18 protein-coding genes are annotated in these 15748 nt (G+C 57.7%); 8 read left to right on the top strand and 10 right to left on the bottom strand.

Features of this window, described 5'->3' with window-relative positions:
• Window positions 1–8: 8 nt before the first annotated feature.
• The 6 genes from SK47_RS20485 to SK47_RS20460 form a co-directional block, all read right to left on the bottom strand.
• Complete coding sequence (locus tag SK47_RS20485; RefSeq protein WP_003861263.1) at window positions 9–266, bottom strand: phosphopantetheine-binding protein; 258 nt, start codon at window positions 264–266, stop codon at window positions 9–11.
• Window positions 247–1062: a lysophospholipid acyltransferase family protein gene (locus tag SK47_RS20480; RefSeq protein WP_023304568.1), complete on the bottom strand. Its 816-nt coding sequence runs from the start codon at window positions 1060–1062 to the stop codon at window positions 247–249. Before SK47_RS20480 ends, SK47_RS20485 begins: the two co-directional genes overlap by 20 nt.
• Window positions 1059–1781, bottom strand: a complete 723-nt coding sequence (locus SK47_RS20475; RefSeq protein WP_017384119.1) for a beta-ketoacyl synthase chain length factor — start codon at window positions 1779–1781, stop codon at window positions 1059–1061. The genes SK47_RS20480 and SK47_RS20475 overlap by 4 nt, the downstream gene beginning before the upstream one ends.
• 125 nt (window positions 1782–1906) lie before the next feature.
• The gene (locus SK47_RS20470; RefSeq protein WP_003861270.1) at window positions 1907–2956 is read right to left on the bottom strand and encodes an AI-2E family transporter; all 1050 of its coding nucleotides are present in this window, start codon (window positions 2954–2956) and stop codon (window positions 1907–1909) included.
• A gap of 135 nt (window positions 2957–3091) precedes the next feature.
• Window positions 3092–3649, bottom strand: a complete 558-nt coding sequence (locus SK47_RS20465; RefSeq protein WP_003861272.1) for a DcrB family lipoprotein — start codon at window positions 3647–3649, stop codon at window positions 3092–3094.
• Between the two features lie 72 nt (window positions 3650–3721).
• Complete coding sequence (locus tag SK47_RS20460) at window positions 3722–4387, bottom strand: 7-cyano-7-deazaguanine/7-aminomethyl-7-deazaguanine transporter (RefSeq protein WP_003861274.1); 666 nt, start codon at window positions 4385–4387, stop codon at window positions 3722–3724.
• Between the two features lie 169 nt (window positions 4388–4556).
• Here SK47_RS20460 and tusA point away from each other — a divergent pair, with 169 nt between their 5' ends.
• From tusA to SK47_RS20440, 4 genes are all read left to right on the top strand, one after another.
• Window positions 4557–4799 carry a sulfurtransferase TusA gene (gene tusA / locus SK47_RS20455; protein ID WP_000130627.1) on the top strand — a complete coding sequence of 81 codons (243 nt, stop codon included), beginning with the start codon at window positions 4557–4559 and terminating at the stop codon, window positions 4797–4799.
• A gap of 234 nt (window positions 4800–5033) precedes the next feature.
• The gene (locus tag SK47_RS20450; RefSeq protein ID WP_023323840.1) at window positions 5034–6005 is read left to right on the top strand and encodes a TRAP transporter substrate-binding protein; all 972 of its coding nucleotides are present in this window, start codon (window positions 5034–5036) and stop codon (window positions 6003–6005) included.
• Window positions 6006–6017: 12 nt separating this feature from the next.
• Entirely contained in the window at window positions 6018–6527 is a 510-nt protein-coding gene (locus tag SK47_RS20445) for a TRAP transporter small permease (RefSeq protein WP_048244998.1), read from the top strand.
• A 10-nt stretch (window positions 6528–6537) separates the two neighbouring features.
• The gene (locus tag SK47_RS20440; RefSeq protein ID WP_003861280.1) at window positions 6538–7824 is read left to right on the top strand and encodes a TRAP transporter large permease; all 1287 of its coding nucleotides are present in this window, start codon (window positions 6538–6540) and stop codon (window positions 7822–7824) included.
• 89 nt (window positions 7825–7913) lie between these two features.
• On the opposite strand, the gene zntA is transcribed toward SK47_RS20440, so the two are convergent.
• Together zntA and SK47_RS20430 are read right to left on the bottom strand one after the other, a co-directional pair.
• Window positions 7914–10085, bottom strand: coding sequence for a Zn(II)/Cd(II)/Pb(II) translocating P-type ATPase ZntA (zntA, locus tag SK47_RS20435; RefSeq protein WP_048244996.1), 2172 nt, complete (start codon window positions 10083–10085; stop codon window positions 7914–7916).
• A 76-nt stretch (window positions 10086–10161) separates the two neighbouring features.
• Window positions 10162–10788, bottom strand: coding sequence for a lysoplasmalogenase (locus tag SK47_RS20430; protein ID WP_003861515.1), 627 nt, complete (start codon window positions 10786–10788; stop codon window positions 10162–10164).
• 129 nt (window positions 10789–10917) lie between these two features.
• On the opposite strand from SK47_RS20430, the gene SK47_RS20425 reads away from it, so the two are divergent.
• Window positions 10918–11274 carry a DUF2500 domain-containing protein gene (locus tag SK47_RS20425; RefSeq protein ID WP_048244994.1) on the top strand — a complete coding sequence of 119 codons (357 nt, stop codon included), beginning with the start codon at window positions 10918–10920 and terminating at the stop codon, window positions 11272–11274.
• Between the two features lie 60 nt (window positions 11275–11334).
• Here the strand turns inward: SK47_RS20425 and SK47_RS20420 are convergent, their stop codons facing one another.
• Window positions 11335–11616 (bottom strand): DUF1145 family protein, encoded by a 282-nt coding sequence (locus SK47_RS20420; RefSeq protein WP_022649670.1) that lies wholly within the window; start codon window positions 11614–11616, stop codon window positions 11335–11337.
• A complete protein-coding gene (gene rsmD, locus SK47_RS20415; protein ID WP_023314975.1) occupies window positions 11600–12202 on the bottom strand; it encodes a 16S rRNA (guanine(966)-N(2))-methyltransferase in 603 nt (200 codons plus the stop codon). The genes SK47_RS20420 and rsmD overlap by 17 nt, the downstream gene beginning before the upstream one ends.
• A 127-nt stretch (window positions 12203–12329) precedes the next feature.
• Here rsmD and ftsY point away from each other — a divergent pair, with 127 nt between their 5' ends.
• From ftsY to ftsX, 3 genes are read left to right on the top strand one after another with little or no spacing between them, the layout of a single operon-like run.
• A complete protein-coding gene (gene ftsY / locus SK47_RS20410) occupies window positions 12330–13790 on the top strand; it encodes a signal recognition particle-docking protein FtsY (protein ID WP_048244992.1) in 1461 nt (486 codons plus the stop codon).
• 2 nt (window positions 13791–13792) lie between these two features.
• Window positions 13793–14458 carry a cell division ATP-binding protein FtsE gene (gene ftsE / locus SK47_RS20405; RefSeq protein ID WP_006812284.1) on the top strand — a complete coding sequence of 222 codons (666 nt, stop codon included), beginning with the start codon at window positions 13793–13795 and terminating at the stop codon, window positions 14456–14458.
• Entirely contained in the window at window positions 14451–15506 is a 1056-nt protein-coding gene (ftsX, locus tag SK47_RS20400) for a permease-like cell division protein FtsX (protein WP_003861527.1), read from the top strand. The genes ftsE and ftsX overlap by 8 nt, the downstream gene beginning before the upstream one ends.
• The last annotated feature ends 242 nt before the right edge of the window (window positions 15507–15748 follow it).

Here is a 15748-nt window from a genome sequence, read left to right as displayed (position 1 = left end):
GGTCATTCTCAGGCGCGTTGTTGATGGATAAAAGCCGCGAGCGTGGCAACGGAATAGAAGTGCTGACGCATCTCGTCACTTTCGGCAGAAAGCACTACGCCGTACTGATTTTTTACCGCCAGCCCCAGCTCAAGGGCGTCGATTGAGTCCAGACCGAGGCCGTCGCCAAAGAGCGCGGCGTCTGTATCAATATCCTCTGGGGTAAGTTCTTCCAGATTCAGCGTAGAGATAATGAGATTCTTAATTTCAAGATAGAGCGCTTGCATCTTTCGTTCCTGACAAAGATTGAAGACCGGTTGTTAACTGATGCTGCATATGCCGGTTTAACTGCCTTGCTGCCAGCGCGGGTTCGTGCTGACTCGCATCATAAAAATCATGAATGTTGATGCGTTCGCGAACATCCACGGTGAAAACAGGTTTGTTGGGGGGCACGTTATACCAGCTGCTCTGTTTATCAAGCATCCGTTCGCTACAGTGGATCACCACCACGCGCACGGCGCTGTTGCAGCGAACGGCGATATTCGCCGCCCCACGTTGCAGGGTCATGGCTTCCCCCACCCGGGTGCGGGTGCCTTCAGGGAAGATAAGCAGGGTGTCGCCCTGGGCCAGACGCTGCTGGCTTGCGGCAAGCAGCGTGTCGGCTTCGCTGTTAATCAGATAGTCAGCCGCGCGGATCACGCCGCTGACGAACGGGTTACGCAGCAACGCGCTTTTCACCAGACAGTCGGTTTCGTTCATCACCGACGCCAGCAGAACGTAGTCCAGCAGCGAGGGATGATTCGCAATCACCAGACAGCCCCGCTCGGCGCGCAGAACGTCCAGGTTGTTGAAACGGTAATCCAGTACCCCTGCACCGCGTACCACCGCGAGGAACAGGCGAAAACTGGCAGAAATAGTGCGGCGTGCCAGGCGGCGACGTTGAGTGCGGTCGCGCTGGAAAATCAGCAGCAGGTTAAACCACACCAGCGACAGCGTCAGCCCGCCGAGGCCGAACAGGACGAAGCACAATCCGGTCATCAGCATCCGCCATATCCGATCGAGGCGGGAACGTAACCCTCTCATTGGCGCGTCCATTGCCACAGCAGGCGCTCGCCCGGCAGGGTAAACTGGCGCTCGTCCCGCAGGTAATGGCGCAGGAACTGGAGGCTTTGCGGCAGCGCGGGCTCTTCAGGCGTGCGGTTGACGTGCGTTTCACAGCTGAGCGTATTTCCCGCCTCAATCACCAGCGCCAGCGCGTAGGGCCAGACGGGCATCTGCGGCGGCAGCCCGGCGTGATAAAAATCAGGCAGCAGACCGTCGAAATCCACCAGCAACACGCGGGAGTAGCCCGCATGCAGCAGGCTCAGCACGTCGCACAAGCTCTGCTGGAAGGTATCCATACCGGCGGAAACCGACGAAGAGACAACAGGCTGACGCGCGGCGATAGTGAGATTGCCGACCGCCGAGTTGTGTACCGACATGGCAAAATCGGTGGGGGAAACGGGCTGTTCTGCCGCCAGGGCCTGGAGAATACGGAAATTGCGCTCCAGCTCCCCATGACGGCTGCTGTAGACGACGGCATCGATGCGGTGTTTGCGCAGCATCATCAGGCCAAGATCGACGGCCAGCCTGCTGCCTGAATTCAGGCGGCGGGCGGTCATCATCGGCAGATCGGTCAGTTTCGCCAGCGGTGCAGCGGGATCGATGGCGTCAGACCGGCGTGACCATGCCTGCCATTCGTCGGCATCGCTGAGTCCTGGCGCTCTTGCCTGCCAGTCGATAAGGGTAAGTGTAAATTTCATCTACGCGCGTCCGCGATAAACCTGTTTCTGTGACTTTTTCTTCGCCAGCGCGATTTGCTGCGCACATCGTACAATGTTGTCGTCGCGCTGGCGAATAAACGTCACTTTTGACCCTTTCCACCCGGTTATCCCGGCAAACGGCTTTTTGGCCGACCCGGACCCAGAAGAATGGCGAGTTTACTGCCTCCTTTCGTGGTTTCCATCCAGATTTTACAGACGCTGGTGAGCGGCACGGAGAGCAGCATGCCCACCGGACCCAGCAGCCATCCCCAGATCAGTAACGATAAAAACACCACCATCGTCGACATGCCCAGACGGTGGCCCATCATGCGCGGCTCAAGAATGTTACCCAGCACCATATGCACGACGAGGAACAGCGCCCCTACCAGCATGCACTCATAAAAACCGTTAAACAGGAACGCCTGGATCATCGGCGGAACGGCGGAAAGCACCGCGCCGATATTGGGTACGTAGTTCAGTAAAAACGCCAGCACGCCCCACATCAGCGCGAACTGCACGTCCAGCAGTACCAGCCCCAGCCAGACGATCACGCCGGTCCACAGGCTTAACAATGTTTTCAGCGCCAGATATTTGGACACGCCCTTCAGCGCGCGGTGCAAGCCGGCAATGTGGATCTGCGGATTGTTCAGGGCAAAACGCAGCTTATACGGCACGTGGCGCACTTCGAACAGCATAAACACCACCGTCATCACCAGCAGCAGAATGCTGGCCATTGCCCCTGAAAGCCCGGTCATCAACGTGGTGGCGTAGGTCATCACCTTCTCGGAATCCATCCGGCGCAGCATCCGTTCCGGTGAGATATGCAGATTCACGAACGGCAACATGCGCTGAAGATCGACCAGCTTGCGCGTCAGCTCTTTATTGTACTGCGGCAGCATGGTGGAAAATTCGCTCAGCGAGGCGGCGAGCACGCCGAACAGCGCCGTCAGGACAACCAGCATCACCATCACCACAATGGTAATCGCGACCGGGCGGCTGATGCCCCGGCGTAAAAACCATGTCACCAGCGGGTTGAGCACAATGGCGAAAAACAGCGCCAGCAGAAGCTGAACAATGATATCCGCCGCCGCGTGGATACCCGCAAGGATAACCACCAGGCAGGCAAGTTTTAATAAAATATGAAGTCCGGCTTTGTCGGGCGGGCTGGCAGTCATAAGAATTCCTTTTTCCGGGGGGCGTGTTAATTGTAGTGCGCCGGATGGGCTTCGTCTGGAGCGTTAGTCTGAAAGTCGTGGCAAAAAAATGGCCCCCGGCGCAAGCGACGGAGGCCACGGCATCCCGGTGAACGATTACTGGATCACGAGGGTGTTAATGATGTTTTCAGCGGCGGTCTGCGCTTTCTGCTGATTATCTGCCGGCAGGGTGATCTGCATGGTCAGCAGTTTATTGTCCACCTTGCCGAGCACCACGGAGGAGTACGCGGTCTGGCCTTTGGCAGAGATGATGCTGTCCAGCTGTTGCAGCGTGTGGCCTTTCAGTTCAACAGACTTGTTGGTGACCACCTGAAGCTGCGGGTCGCGGCTGCGCTGCTGATCTTCCAGGCGTTTGGCCAGCACGCCCAGATCTTCGCTGGTATCGTCACCGACGATCACAATCACCGCTTTTTGGCCGGTGGCATCGGAATAGACGTGCATATTGTTCGCCTGGGTACCCAGCTTACCGCTCTGGTCGGTCATGTCCGCGGGCAGAGAGAAACTGAGTTTGCCATCCATCAGGCTCACCGGCTGACCGGTGGCGTTGCTTTCTGCTGACGCGCCCTGAGCAGGCGTTTTGGTGTCGCTGTTATCACAGGCTGCAAGGCCAACAACCAGCAGGCCAATCCCGACATATTTAACCAGATTGCGCATTGACTTCTTCCTTTCGATAAACGGCCATAACGGCTCATTCGTTCATCTTATCACAACTGATAAAGCGAACCCTTAACCTGCCTGCAATGCGGAGATTTCAGATTTATCTGCCAGCCTTTTCAGCAGCATATTCAACAGTACGCCGTACATCGGCAGGAAGAAAACCAGGCTGATAAGCACCTTAAAGGCGTAGTCCACCAGAGCGATTTCCATCCAGTGTTCTGCCATGAAGGCGTCCGGGCTGCGCCAGAAGGCGATGAAGAAGAAGGCCAGCGTATCGCTCACGTTACCGAACAGCGTGGAGGCCGTTGGCGCCATCCACCAGCGATGGTTCTGACGCAGGCGGTTAAACACGTGGACATCGAGGATCTGCCCCAGGGCGTAGGCCATAAAGCTGGCGGTGGCAATACGCGCGACGAACAGGTTGAAGTGCGTCAGCGCTTCGAAGCCCTGCCAGCTTCCCATGTAAAACAGCGAGGAGATGGCGTAGGAGACAAACAGTGCCGGGATCATCACCGCAAAAATAATCCGCCGCGCCAGCGGTGCGCCAAAAATACGCACGGTTAAATCCGTCGCAAGGAAAATAAACGGGAAACTGAACGCGCCCCAGGTGGTATGGAAACCAAAAATGGAGATGGGGAGCTGTACCAGATAGTTACTGGAGATGATCACCAGCAGATGAAATAGCGAAAGCCAGAACAACGCCTTGACGCGCTGCGATTGTGTAAAGGAGTTCATATTGTACCTTTTTGATTAATATTTGGGGTGAGGGAACCCAATAAAGCCGCCGCATGATACTGCTTTGACGACACTTTGCAATGGCTAATTTTCACGCAATCGTTAACCTGGTTTGCATTGGCGATAGCGGGGCGTAAACTACAGCCGTTTTTACCTGAACGAGAAGAAAATGACCGACCTGTTTTCCAGCCCAGACCACACGCTTGATGCTCAGGGCCTCCGTTGCCCGGAGCCGGTAATGATGGTGCGTAAAACCGTCCGTAACATGCAGAGTGGCGAAACGCTGCTGATCGTTGCCGATGACCCGGCTACCACCCGTGATATCCCCGGCTTTTGTACCTTTATGGAACATGAACTGGTGGCGCAGCAAACCGAGACCTTGCCGTACCGGTATTTGATTCGTAAGGGGTAAGTGCGGCCTGACGCCCGGCGGCGCTTCGCTTGCACGGGCCTACGGGTGTAGTAGGTCGGGTAAGGCGCAGTCGCCACCCGACAAGTACTCATCACAATTTCGAACCATCGTTTCAAAATTTCGCGCTTTTTGTGAGGCGCTTCACCCTCCCTTTTCCAGCCGTAGTCTAATTTTTAAGCGTCAAAAATTAAAACATCGTTTTAACGCTTATCTCACTACCCTGGAGTTGACTTAATGAAAACGACCCTCAAGCCGTTACTGGCCGCGCTGTGTCTGACTGCTTTCGCCTGCACCGTTTCTGCCCAGACCATTAAAGCCGCCGATGTGCATCCCGAAGGCTACCCGAACGTGGTGGCGGTCCAGCACATGGGTGAAAAACTCAAACAACAAACCGATGGCAAGCTGGAGATTAAGGTCTTCCCCGGCGGCGTGCTGGGGGATGAAAAGCAGATGATTGAGCAGGCGCAGATGGGGGCGATCGACATGATCCGCGTCTCCATGGCGCCGGTGGCCGCCATCCTGCCGGATATCGAAGTGTTTACCCTGCCCTACGTATTCCGCGATGAAGACCACATGCACAAGGTGATTGACGGGGATATCGGCAAGCAGATCGGCGACAAACTCACCGCCAACCCGAAATCGCGTCTGGTCTTCCTTGGCTGGATGGATTCCGGCACCCGCAACCTGATCACCAAAGAGCCGATCGTCAAACCGGACGATCTGAAAGGGAAGAAAATCCGCGTGCAGGGCAGCCCGGTGGCGCTGGCCACGCTGAAAGCGATGGGGGCGAACTCGGTGGCGATGGGCGTCAGCGAGGTTTACAGCGGCATGCAGACCGGGGTGATCGACGGCGCGGAGAACAACCCGCCAACCTTTATCGCCCACAACTATATGCCGGTCGCCAAAAACTACACGCTGAGCGGCCACTTCATCACCCCGGAAATGCTGCTCTACTCCAAAGTGAAATGGGACAAGCTCAGCGCTGACGAACAGCAAAAGATCCTGACGCTGGCCCGCGAAGCGCAGTTCGAGCAGCGCAAGCTGTGGAATGCGTATAACGACCAGGCGCTGGCGAAAATGAAGGCCGGCGGCGTGCAGTTCCACGACATCGATAAAACGGTGTTTATCAAGGCGACAGAGCCGGTGCGCGCGCAGTATGGCGATAAGCATCAGGATCTGATGAAAGCCATCGCTGACGTTCAGTAAGCCGGAGTACGTATGTCCGAACTCTACCTGAAGTGGATGGACCGTCTGTACCTGCTCGCCATGGTGGTGGCGGGTCTCTCGCTACTGGTGATGACGATTGTGATCCCCATTGGCATCTTCTCTCGCTATGTGCTCAATCGCGGCGAATCCTGGCCGGAGCCGATCGCCATTATCTGCATGGTGACGTTTACCTTTATCGGCGCGGCGGTGAGCTATCGCGCCGGGTCGCATATCGCGGTCAACATGCTCACCGACCGCCTGCCCGCGTCGCTGCAAAGAGTATGCGCGCGAGTGGTGGATCTGCTGATGCTGCTCATCTCCGGCCTGATGTGCTGGTACAGCTACTGGCTGTGCGTCGAGCTGTGGGAGCAGCCGGTGGCGGAGTTTCCGCTCCTGACCTCCGGCGAAAGCTATCTGCCGCTGCCTGTCGGGTCGGCCATTTGGATCCTGTTTGTGCTTGAACGCCTGCTGTTTGGCTCGCAGGAAAACCGTCCCGTCGTGCTGATCGGCAATCACAGTTAAGGGGTGAACAATGGATGCGTTTGTTTTGTTATTCACCCTCGCCATTTTGCTGGCGCTGGGGATGCCGGTGGCCTTCGCCGTCGGCTTAAGCGCCGTGGCGGGCGCGCTGTGGATTGACCTGCCGCTGGAGGCGCTGATGATCCAGATCACCAGTGGAGTGAATAAATTTACCCTGCTGGCGATCCCGTTCTTCATTCTTGCCGGGGCGATCATGGCGGAAGGGGGTATTGCCCGACGGCTGGTTAACTTCGCGTACGTTTTTGTCGGCTTTATTCGCGGCGGGCTGTCGCTGGTGAACATCGTGGCATCAACGTTCTTCGGCGCGATTTCCGGCTCGTCGGTGGCGGATACGGCGTCTATCGGCAGCGTGATGATCCCGGAGATGGAGAAGAAGGGCTATCCGCGCGAATACGCGGCGGCGGTGACGGCCAGCGGGTCGGTGCAGGCGATCCTGATCCCGCCCAGCCACAACTCGGTGATTTACTCCCTGGCGGCAGGGGGAACGGTTTCCATCGCCACGCTGTTTATCGCGGGCGTGCTGCCGGGCCTGCTGCTGGGCGTGAGCCTGATGGTGCTCTGCCTGTGCTTCGCCCGCAAGCGCGGCTATCCGAAGGGGGACAAAATCCCGTTCAGGCAGGCGCTGAAAATCATGCTCGATGCCCTGTGGGGGCTGATGACGGTGGTGATTATCCTCGGCGGGATCTTGTCCGGGATATTCACGGCGACCGAATCTGCCGCCGTGGCCTGCCTGTGGGCGTTTTTCGTCACTATGTTTATCTACCGCGACTATAAATGGAGCGAACTGCCGAAGCTGATGTGCCGCACGGTGAAAACCGTCACCATCGTGATGATTTTGATTGGCTTTGCCGCGGCGTTTGGCGCGGTAATGACCTACATGCAGCTGCCGATGCGCATCACCGAATTCTTCACGTCGCTCTCCGATAACAAATACGTGATCCTGATGTACCTCAATATCATGCTGCTGCTGATTGGCACGCTGATGGACATGGCGCCGATCATCCTGATCCTGACCCCGGTGCTGCTGCCGGTGACCAACTCGCTGGGGATCGACCCGGTGCATTTCGGGATGATCATGATGGTGAACCTGGGGATTGGGCTGATCACGCCGCCGGTCGGATCGGTGCTGTTTGTGGCGAGCGCGGTGAGTAAGCAGAAGATCGAGCACGTGGTGCGGGCGATGCTGCCGTTTTACGGTATGTTGCTGGTGGTGCTGGGGATGGTGACGTACATCCCGGCGATTTCATTGTGGTTGCCGGGGCTGCTAGGGATGCAGTGATGCGTGCGGCCTGATGCCCTCACCCCGGCCCTCTCCCGCGGGGAGAGGGGGCAAACACGAGAAACGGCAACCCGGTTGCCGTTTCACTTTTACCTTTGGCGCAACAGCCGCAACGCGTTCGCCGTAACCAGCACCGTCGCCCCCGTATCCGCCAGTACCGCCAGCCACAGTCCGGTCATGCCGAGCAGCGTGGTGACCAGGAAAATCCCCTTCAGACCCAGCGCAATGCTGATGTTCTGCCGAATATTGGCCCGCGTCGCCCGCGCAAGATCTATCATCTGCGCCAGCCCGGTCAGGCGGTTGTGCGTCAGCGCCGCGTCGGCGGTCTCCAGCGCCACGTCGGTGCCGCTGCCCATCGCAATGCCGATGGTGGAAGCTTTCATTGCCGGGGCATCGTTTATCCCGTCCCCGACCATCGCCAGCGGGGCGTTGCTGTTCAGCTCGGTTACCGCGCTGACTTTATCCGCAGGCAGCAATCCGGCCTTAAACGCCAGCCCCAGCTCACCGGCAATCGCCGCCGCCGCGCGCGGATTATCGCCGGTCAGGATCACACCCTGTACTCCCAGCCTGTGCAGCGCGTCGACGGCGTCTTTCGCATCGTCGCGCAGGGTGTCGCGCAGCGCCAGCATGCCCATCGGTACACCGTCCTGCATCACGGCAACGACCGTCTGCCCGGCCTGCTCCAGCGCCTCAACCTGTGGAGTAGAGCGCGAGTCCGCCGCGGCAATCAGCACTTTTTTGCCTTCGACCACAGCCTCAATCCCTGACCCGACCAGCGCTCGCTGGGCGGTTGCCGGAGGGATGTTCAGCCCGCGCGACTGCGCTTCTCGCACAATCGCCTGCGCCAGCGGGTGAGTGGAGCCTTGCTCCACGGCGGCGGCCAGCGTCAGCAGATCGTCTTCACTGACATCCTGCGGATACACGCCGGTCACCTGCGGTTTGCCGACGGTGAGCGTTCCGGTTTTGTCGAAGGCAACGTGCCGGATCTGGCTCAGTTGCTCCAGCGCCGCGCCGCCCTTAATCAACGCCCCGCGACGTGCCGCTGCCGCCAGCCCTGAGGTAATCGCCGCCGGGGTGGAGATCACCAGTGCACACGGACAGCCTATCAGCAGCAGCGTCAGCCCTTTGTAAATCCAGCCCTCCCACGGCGCGCCGAAGCACAGCGGCGGGACGACGGTGACCAGCAGCGCCACCAGCATGATGGCGGGGGTGTAAATCCGGCTGAAGCGATCGATAAAGCGTTCTACCGGCGCGCGGCGCTCCTCGGCCTCTTCAATCAGCCTGAGGATGCGGTCGATGGCGCTGTCGCCCGGTTCGGAAAGGACCGTCAACTGCACCAGTCGGTCGACGCTGGTGGCGCCCGCAGGCACCTTTTCACCCGCCGCGCGCGCAACCGGGATGGATTCCCCGGTCAGGGCACTTTCGTCAAAACTTGCGGTGGCGGTAACGAGGGCCCCATCGGCTGGCAGACGTCCGCCTGCGGGCACTTCAATCACGTCGCCCGGGCGCAGGGTGTTGATGGCGACCGTTTCACGCTGACCATGAATAACCCGCGTGGCGGTTTCCGGCTTCAGCGCCATCAGCGCGCTCACCCCTTTACGCGCCCGGCTCGCCGCCCAGCCCTCAAGGCGTTCGCCAATTAAGAACAGCAGCAGCACCATCGCCGCTTCCGCCGTCGCGCCAATAAACAGCGCCCCGATAGCCGCCACGCTCATCAGCGTTTCGATGGCAAACCAGCTGCCGCTTCTCATCAGACGCAGCGCCTGACGCGCAATCGGGAACAGGCCAACCAGCGTGGTGGCGATAAACGCCAGGTTGCCGAATGGGTGGTTGATCTGCTCCAGCCCCCAGCTCAGGGCCATCATGATGATGAGGGTGATAAGGGGCAGATTTTCTTTTAGCGGGGACGTTTTTTCTGCGGGCGCCGTTTCGCTGCGCAGGGTATAACCCGCTTTGCTGACGGCGGCTTCAACCTGTCTGCTGACGTCGTTTTCGGCGCTGACCAGCAGCTTTTCGGTAGCGAACAGCACCTGAACGTGATTCACGCCTGGCACCTGCTTCACCGCATTTTCCACTTTGCGGGCGCAGGCCGCGCAGTCCATGCCGTTGACCACCCAACTGTAGCGGTTGCCGCTTTCAGGCAGCGCTTCGGTCTGGGTTTCGCACGCGCCCTCGCAGCAGCAGTCCTCTTTTGGCGGAACCGGGCTGAGCTTAAGTGCCGAGAATTGGGGAACTTTTTTAGGTGTTTCTGGAGTCGACATGGCAGTCTCCGGTAATGATAATTTTCTCATTAACCGCAGCATACACTCTGGAGTCGACTCCAGAGTCAAGCGTTATTTAGATATACAGCGAACGCACAATCAGGAAGTGTCCGGCAAAGTAACAGGCGGCGGAAATCGCATTATCCGCACGGAAGCGGCGACGATAGTGGCTGCCCAGCCAGACGATATTACCCAACAGCAACAGTGCGGCACCGAAGAACGCAGACATTGCAGGCGCCGTCGGACGGAAGAACCACAGCTCGCCCGCCAGCCACACCATCACCAGCGTCATAGCGATAAACGTACAGACCGGCAGACGCATCTCTTCCAGACGCGACCAGATCACCGCGATCAGCAGGGCGCCAATCACCAGCAGCACCAGCGGCAGCGGCCAGAAGAAGGAGAGCGTCATCTGGCTGGCAAAGTAGATGGTATAGAGCAGATGTGACAGGAAGAACGCCCCCACGGCGTACAGCAGGCGCTGACGCGGCAGCAAGGTTAAGGCATCGCCAATCAGGGAAGCACACAGCCCCGCGAGGACAAGATAGCTAACGGCGTTAAACATCGGGGCCTGCCAGGCAAGCAACAGCAGGAGTAATAGCGTGACGGGTTTAAATAACCAGCGCTGCCAGGCTGGGCCACGGTAGGACGCATCGACGTAAAGCCATGCGGAAAAACAGACAGCGATAAATGACCAAAGCATATTAACTCCCTGTAACTGTTGAGGCTGAATGATCAGTTCCTGATCCAGTGTAGTGACGCGAGCGGTCGTTTGGCAATGCCGGGGCAGGCGAGGTATCCTGAATTCCGCATAATCTGATGGGATTTTTCAATGAGCAAGATGCCGCTGTTTTTCATTATCGTGGTGGCGATTATCGTCATTGCCGCCTCGTTCCGCTTCGTGCAGCAGCGCCGCGAGAAGGCGGATAACGATGCCGCGCCGCTGATGCAAAAGCGCGTGGTGGTGACGAACAAGCGCGAGAAACCGCTTAATGACCGCCGATCCCGCCAGCAGCAGGTGACGCCTGCGGGCACAACAATGCGTTATGAAGCGAGCTTTAAGCCGGAAACCGACGGGCTGGAGATGACCTTCCGCCTGGAGGCGCAGCAGTACCATCAGCTGACGGTGGGAGAGAAAGGCACGTTGAGCTATAAAGGGTCGCGTTTTGTAGGTTTTAGGGCTGAATAATGCGCGATCGGTCCCCTCTCCCAGTGGGAGAGGGTTAGGGTGAGGGCATCACACCGCACCTTACTTCTTCACCTGCGCCTTAAACTTCTTCATCCACACCAGCAGCTCAAATACGCCGAAAATAAACACCCGCAGCTGCTGCCAGCCGGTCATCGGTGGGCTATCTTTCGGCAGTCCGTTTTTCAGCATCACCATCTGTAAGGCATGCATGAACGCGGTAAAAATCAGCGCCACGTTAATGAAGATATTCAGCGGACGCGGGAACGGGTGCACCAGATTCAAAATCAAAAATGCCCAGACGCCCAGCATCAGCAAGCGCCCTACGTTAATCAGTACTGGCATCGGATCCTCCTTGTGCCTGACGGTGATACAGACGATAAGCCACCTGGCCGGCGACCTTCTCGCGGTGCAGATCCCAGTGAACGGGAACGGACGGCAGACCATTTTCCACTTCGCTTTCAACGTAAATCAGCGCGTCGTCCGCCAGCCAGCCATTTTGCTCCAGCAGGGATAGCGTCTCTTCCAGCAGCCCTTTACGGAACGGCGGGTCAACAAAAACCACGTTGTACGGCGTCCCCTGTTGGGCGAGGAAGCTCAGCGTGTTGGTATTCACCACTTTGGCGTTGGTTGCCTTCAGCGTAGCCAAATTTTGCTGCAACGTCTGCGCGACGCCGCGCTCCATCTCCAGCAGCGTGGCGCTGGCAGCATAGCGCGACAGCGCTTCCAGCCCTAATGCACCGCTTCCGGCGAAGCAGTCCAGGCAGTTGGCGTCTACCATAGACGGGGCGAGCCAGTTAAACAGCGTCTCGCGAACGCGGTCCGTGGTGGGGCGTAAACCGGGGCTGTCCGGCACCGGTAATTTCCGGCCTCGCCACTGACCGCCGATAATGCGAATTTGACCGGCCGGGGCGCGGGTGGGTTTCTTCATCTCAGGAAAGCTCTGTTAACCATAGCCCTGCGATTGCGGGCGGTGATGTCAATTAAGTAAAGTGTTAGACTATTTCATCATTTTTTTAGCTTCCCTGTATATAGCGCCGCGAGGAGTGTAGTCGCAGATGGCAAAACAAAAAAAACGTGGCTTCTTTTCCTGGTTGGGTTTCGGTGAAAAAGAGCAAGAAACAGAACAGAAAACCGAAGAACAGCAGGTTGTAGAAGAGCAGTCACAGCCTGAAACGCCTGTCGAAACCGCTGCGGTTGTCGAAGCGGAAGAGCCAGCCCACAGTAAAGAAGAGATTGAATCCTTTGCTGAAGAGGTGGTTGAGGTCACTGAGCAGGTTCAGGAGAGCGAGAAGCCAGAGCCGGTTATCGTAGAAACCCTTACCGAAGCGCCGCAGGCCGCTATCGAACACGAAGCGCTGCCGCTGCCCGAAGAGGTTAAAGCTGAAGAGGTTTCTGCCGAAGAGTGGCTGGCCGAAGCGGAAACCGTTGAAATTGTTGAGGCGGTGGAAGAAGAAGCGGTCCTTGAGCCAGAGCTGACCGACGAAGAGCTGGAAGCCCAGGCGCTGGCGGCGGAAGCGGCTGAAGAAGCGGTCATCGTCGTACCGGTGGAAGAGCAGGCCGAAGAAGAGATCGTTCAGGAGCAGGAAAAACCGACAAAAGAAGGTTTCTTCGCGCGCCTGAAGCGCAGCCTGCTCAAAACCAAAGAAAACTTAGGTTCCGGATTTATCAGTCTTTTCCGCGGCAAAAAGATCGACGACGATCTGTTTGAGGAGCTGGAAGAGCAGCTGCTGATTGCGGACGTGGGCGTGGAAACCACCCGGAAGATCATCGCCAACTTGACCGAAGGGGCGAGCCGCAAACAGCTGCGCGACGCCGAGGCGCTGTACGGCCTGCTGAAAGACGAGATGGGTGAAATTCTCGCAAAAGTTGACGAACCGCTTAATATTGAAGGCAAAATGCCGTTTGTTATCCTGATGGTTGGCGTCAACGGCGTGGGTAAAACTACCACCATCGGCAAGCTGGCGCGCCAGTTTGAGCAGCAGGGCAAATCGGTGATGCTGGCGGCGGGCGATACCTTCCGTGCGGCAGCGGTGGAACAGCTCCAGGTGTGGGGCCAGCGCAACAATATTCCGGTCATTGCTCAGCACACCGGCGCGGATTCCGCGTCCGTGATTTTCGATGCCATCCAGGCGGCGAAGTCGCGTAACGTGGACGTGCTGATTGCGGATACCGCGGGGCGTTTGCAGAACAAATCGCACCTGATGGAAGAGCTGAAGAAAATCGTTCGCGTCATGAAGAAGCTGGACGAAGATGCACCGCATGAAATTATGCTGACTATCGACGCCAGCACCGGACAGAACGCCATCAGCCAGGCGAAGCTGTTCCATGAAGCGGTAGGACTGACCGGGATCACGCTGACCAAGCTGGACGGCACCGCGAAAGGCGGGGTGATCTTCTCCGTGGCCGACCAGTTCGGCATTCCTATCCGTTACATCGGTGTGGGCGAGCGTATTGAGGATTTACGTCCGTTTAAAGCGGACGACTTTATTGAGGCACTATTTGCCCGAGAGGAATAACAATGATTCGCTTTGAACACGTCAGCAAGGCCTATCTCGGCGGGAGACAAGCGCTACAGGGGGTGACATTCCACCTCCAGCCAGGCGAGATGGCATTCCTGACCGGCCATTCCGGCGCGGGGAAAAGTACCCTGCTCAAGCTGATCTGTGGGATCGAGCGGCCAAGCGCCGGGAAAATCTGGTTCAGCGGCCATGAAATTAGCCGTCTTAAGAACCGTGAAGTGCCGTTCCTGCGTCGTCAGATTGGCATGATTTTCCAGGATCACCACCTGCTGATGGATCGCACGGTTTTCGATAACGTCGCGATCCCGCTGATTATTGCCGGCGCCAGTTACGATGATATCCGCCGTCGCGTTTCGGCGGCGCTGGATAAGGTCGGGCTGCTGGACAAAGCGAAGAACTTCCCGATCCAGCTCTCCGGCGGTGAGCAGCAGCGCGTGGGTATCGCCCGTGCGGTGGTGAACAAGCCTGCCGTTTTGCTGGCGGATGAACCGACCGGTAACCTGGACGATGCCCTCTCTGAAGGGATCCTGCGTCTGTTTGAGGAATTTAACCGCGTGGGGGTCACGGTACTGATGGCGACGCACGACATGGGGCTGATCTCCCGCCGTTCGTACCGCATGCTGACCCTGAGCGACGGGCATTTGCACGGAGGCCACGGTGAATAAGCGTGATGCAATGAACCAGATTCGGCAGTTCAGCAACCGGTTTGACCGTTTCCGCAAGCCTCAGGGCGGTGGTGACGGCAATCGCAATGCGCCTAAGCGTGCCAAAGCGACACCGAAACCGAACTCCCGCAAAACCAACGTCTTTAACGAGCAGGTGCGGTATGCCTTCCAGGGCGCGTTGCAGGATCTGAAAAGCAAACCGCTGGCGACGTTCCTGACGGTGATGGTGATTGCCATCTCCCTGACGCTGCCCAGCGTCTGCTACATGGTTTACAAAAACGTAAACCAGGCGGCGTCCCAGTACTATCCGTCGCCGCAGATCACCGTTTATCTGGATAAAGCCCTCGACGATAACGCGGCGGCTCAGGTAGTGGGGCAGATTCAGGCCGAGCAGGGCGTGGAGAAGGTGAACTATCTTTCCCGCGATGAAGCGCTGGGCGAATTCCGCAACTGGTCCGGATTTGGCGGCGCGCTGGATATGCTTGAAGAGAACCCGCTGCCCGCGGTGGCGGTGGTGATCCCGAAACTCGATTTCCAGGGCACAGATTCGCTCAACACCCTGCGCGACCGCATTACCCGCATTAACGGGATTGATGAAGTGCGCATGGACGACAGCTGGTTTGCCCGTCTTGCCGCCCTGACCGGGCTGGTAGGACGCGTGTCGGCGATGATCGGCGTGCTGATGGTGGCGGCGGTGTTCCTCGTCATCGGTAATAGCGTGCGCCTGAGCATCTTCGCCCGTCGCGATACCATCAACGTGCAGAAACTGATTGGCGCAACGGATGGTTTCATCCTCCGCCCGTTCCTTTACGGCGGCGCGTTATTAGGTTTTTCTGGTGCATTTCTTTCATTGATATTGTCAGAAATTTTGGTGATGCGGCTGTCGTCAGCCGTCACCGAGGTGGCGCAGGTTTTCGGAACTAAGTTTGATATCAGTGGTTTAGGTTTCGATGAGTGCCTGCTGTTACTGCTGGTGTGCTCCATGATCGGCTGGGTGGCGGCATGGCTGGCAACGGTTCAACATTTACGCCACTTTACTCCCGACTAATAAAAGCGTGATATAATCTTTCCCTGCACCGAGATGTTCGCTTGCAGGGAAAGCGTCCCTGTTGTCTCTTCCCCTGTAATCATCTTCATGTCACATTTTGTGCGTAATTTATTCACTGTTGCACCTGGAACTTGTGGATAAAATCACTGTCTGATAAAAGAGTGAATGCTAATCTCGTTGCTCAAACGCTTTGGCATGGTTGTTGCCTGACGGGGACAACCTGGACCAGAAGAAACATTGAG

Origin of the sequence: Enterobacter sp. BWH52, from assembly GCF_001037565.1 — a bacterium.
GTDB lineage: Bacteria > Pseudomonadota > Gammaproteobacteria > Enterobacterales > Enterobacteriaceae > Enterobacter > Enterobacter hormaechei_C.
Note: the sequence above shows the minus strand (reverse complement) of the source record. Positions and strands in the feature narration are given on the sequence as shown.

Coding starts and splice junctions, on each gene's coding strand:
- SK47_RS20485 (WP_003861263.1), bottom strand. CDS start 266: ATGCAAGCGCTCTATCTTGAAATTAAGAATCTCATTATCTCTACGCTG.
- SK47_RS20480 (WP_023304568.1), bottom strand. CDS start 1,062: ATGAGAGGGTTACGTTCCCGCCTCGATCGGATATGGCGGATGCTGATG.
- SK47_RS20475 (WP_017384119.1), bottom strand. CDS start 1,781: ATGAAATTTACACTTACCCTTATCGACTGGCAGGCAAGAGCGCCAGGA.
- SK47_RS20470 (WP_003861270.1), bottom strand. CDS start 2,956: ATGACTGCCAGCCCGCCCGACAAAGCCGGACTTCATATTTTATTAAAA.
- SK47_RS20465 (WP_003861272.1), bottom strand. CDS start 3,649: ATGCGCAATCTGGTTAAATATGTCGGGATTGGCCTGCTGGTTGTTGGC.
- SK47_RS20460 (WP_003861274.1), bottom strand. CDS start 4,387: ATGAACTCCTTTACACAATCGCAGCGCGTCAAGGCGTTGTTCTGGCTT.
- tusA (WP_000130627.1), top strand. CDS start 4,557: ATGACCGACCTGTTTTCCAGCCCAGACCACACGCTTGATGCTCAGGGC.
- SK47_RS20450 (WP_023323840.1), top strand. CDS start 5,034: ATGAAAACGACCCTCAAGCCGTTACTGGCCGCGCTGTGTCTGACTGCT.
- SK47_RS20445 (WP_048244998.1), top strand. CDS start 6,018: ATGTCCGAACTCTACCTGAAGTGGATGGACCGTCTGTACCTGCTCGCC.
- SK47_RS20440 (WP_003861280.1), top strand. CDS start 6,538: ATGGATGCGTTTGTTTTGTTATTCACCCTCGCCATTTTGCTGGCGCTG.
- zntA (WP_048244996.1), bottom strand. CDS start 10,085: ATGTCGACTCCAGAAACACCTAAAAAAGTTCCCCAATTCTCGGCACTT.
- SK47_RS20430 (WP_003861515.1), bottom strand. CDS start 10,788: ATGCTTTGGTCATTTATCGCTGTCTGTTTTTCCGCATGGCTTTACGTC.
- SK47_RS20425 (WP_048244994.1), top strand. CDS start 10,918: ATGAGCAAGATGCCGCTGTTTTTCATTATCGTGGTGGCGATTATCGTC.
- SK47_RS20420 (WP_022649670.1), bottom strand. CDS start 11,616: ATGCCAGTACTGATTAACGTAGGGCGCTTGCTGATGCTGGGCGTCTGG.
- rsmD (WP_023314975.1), bottom strand. CDS start 12,202: ATGAAGAAACCCACCCGCGCCCCGGCCGGTCAAATTCGCATTATCGGC.
- ftsY (WP_048244992.1), top strand. CDS start 12,330: ATGGCAAAACAAAAAAAACGTGGCTTCTTTTCCTGGTTGGGTTTCGGT.
- ftsE (WP_006812284.1), top strand. CDS start 13,793: ATGATTCGCTTTGAACACGTCAGCAAGGCCTATCTCGGCGGGAGACAA.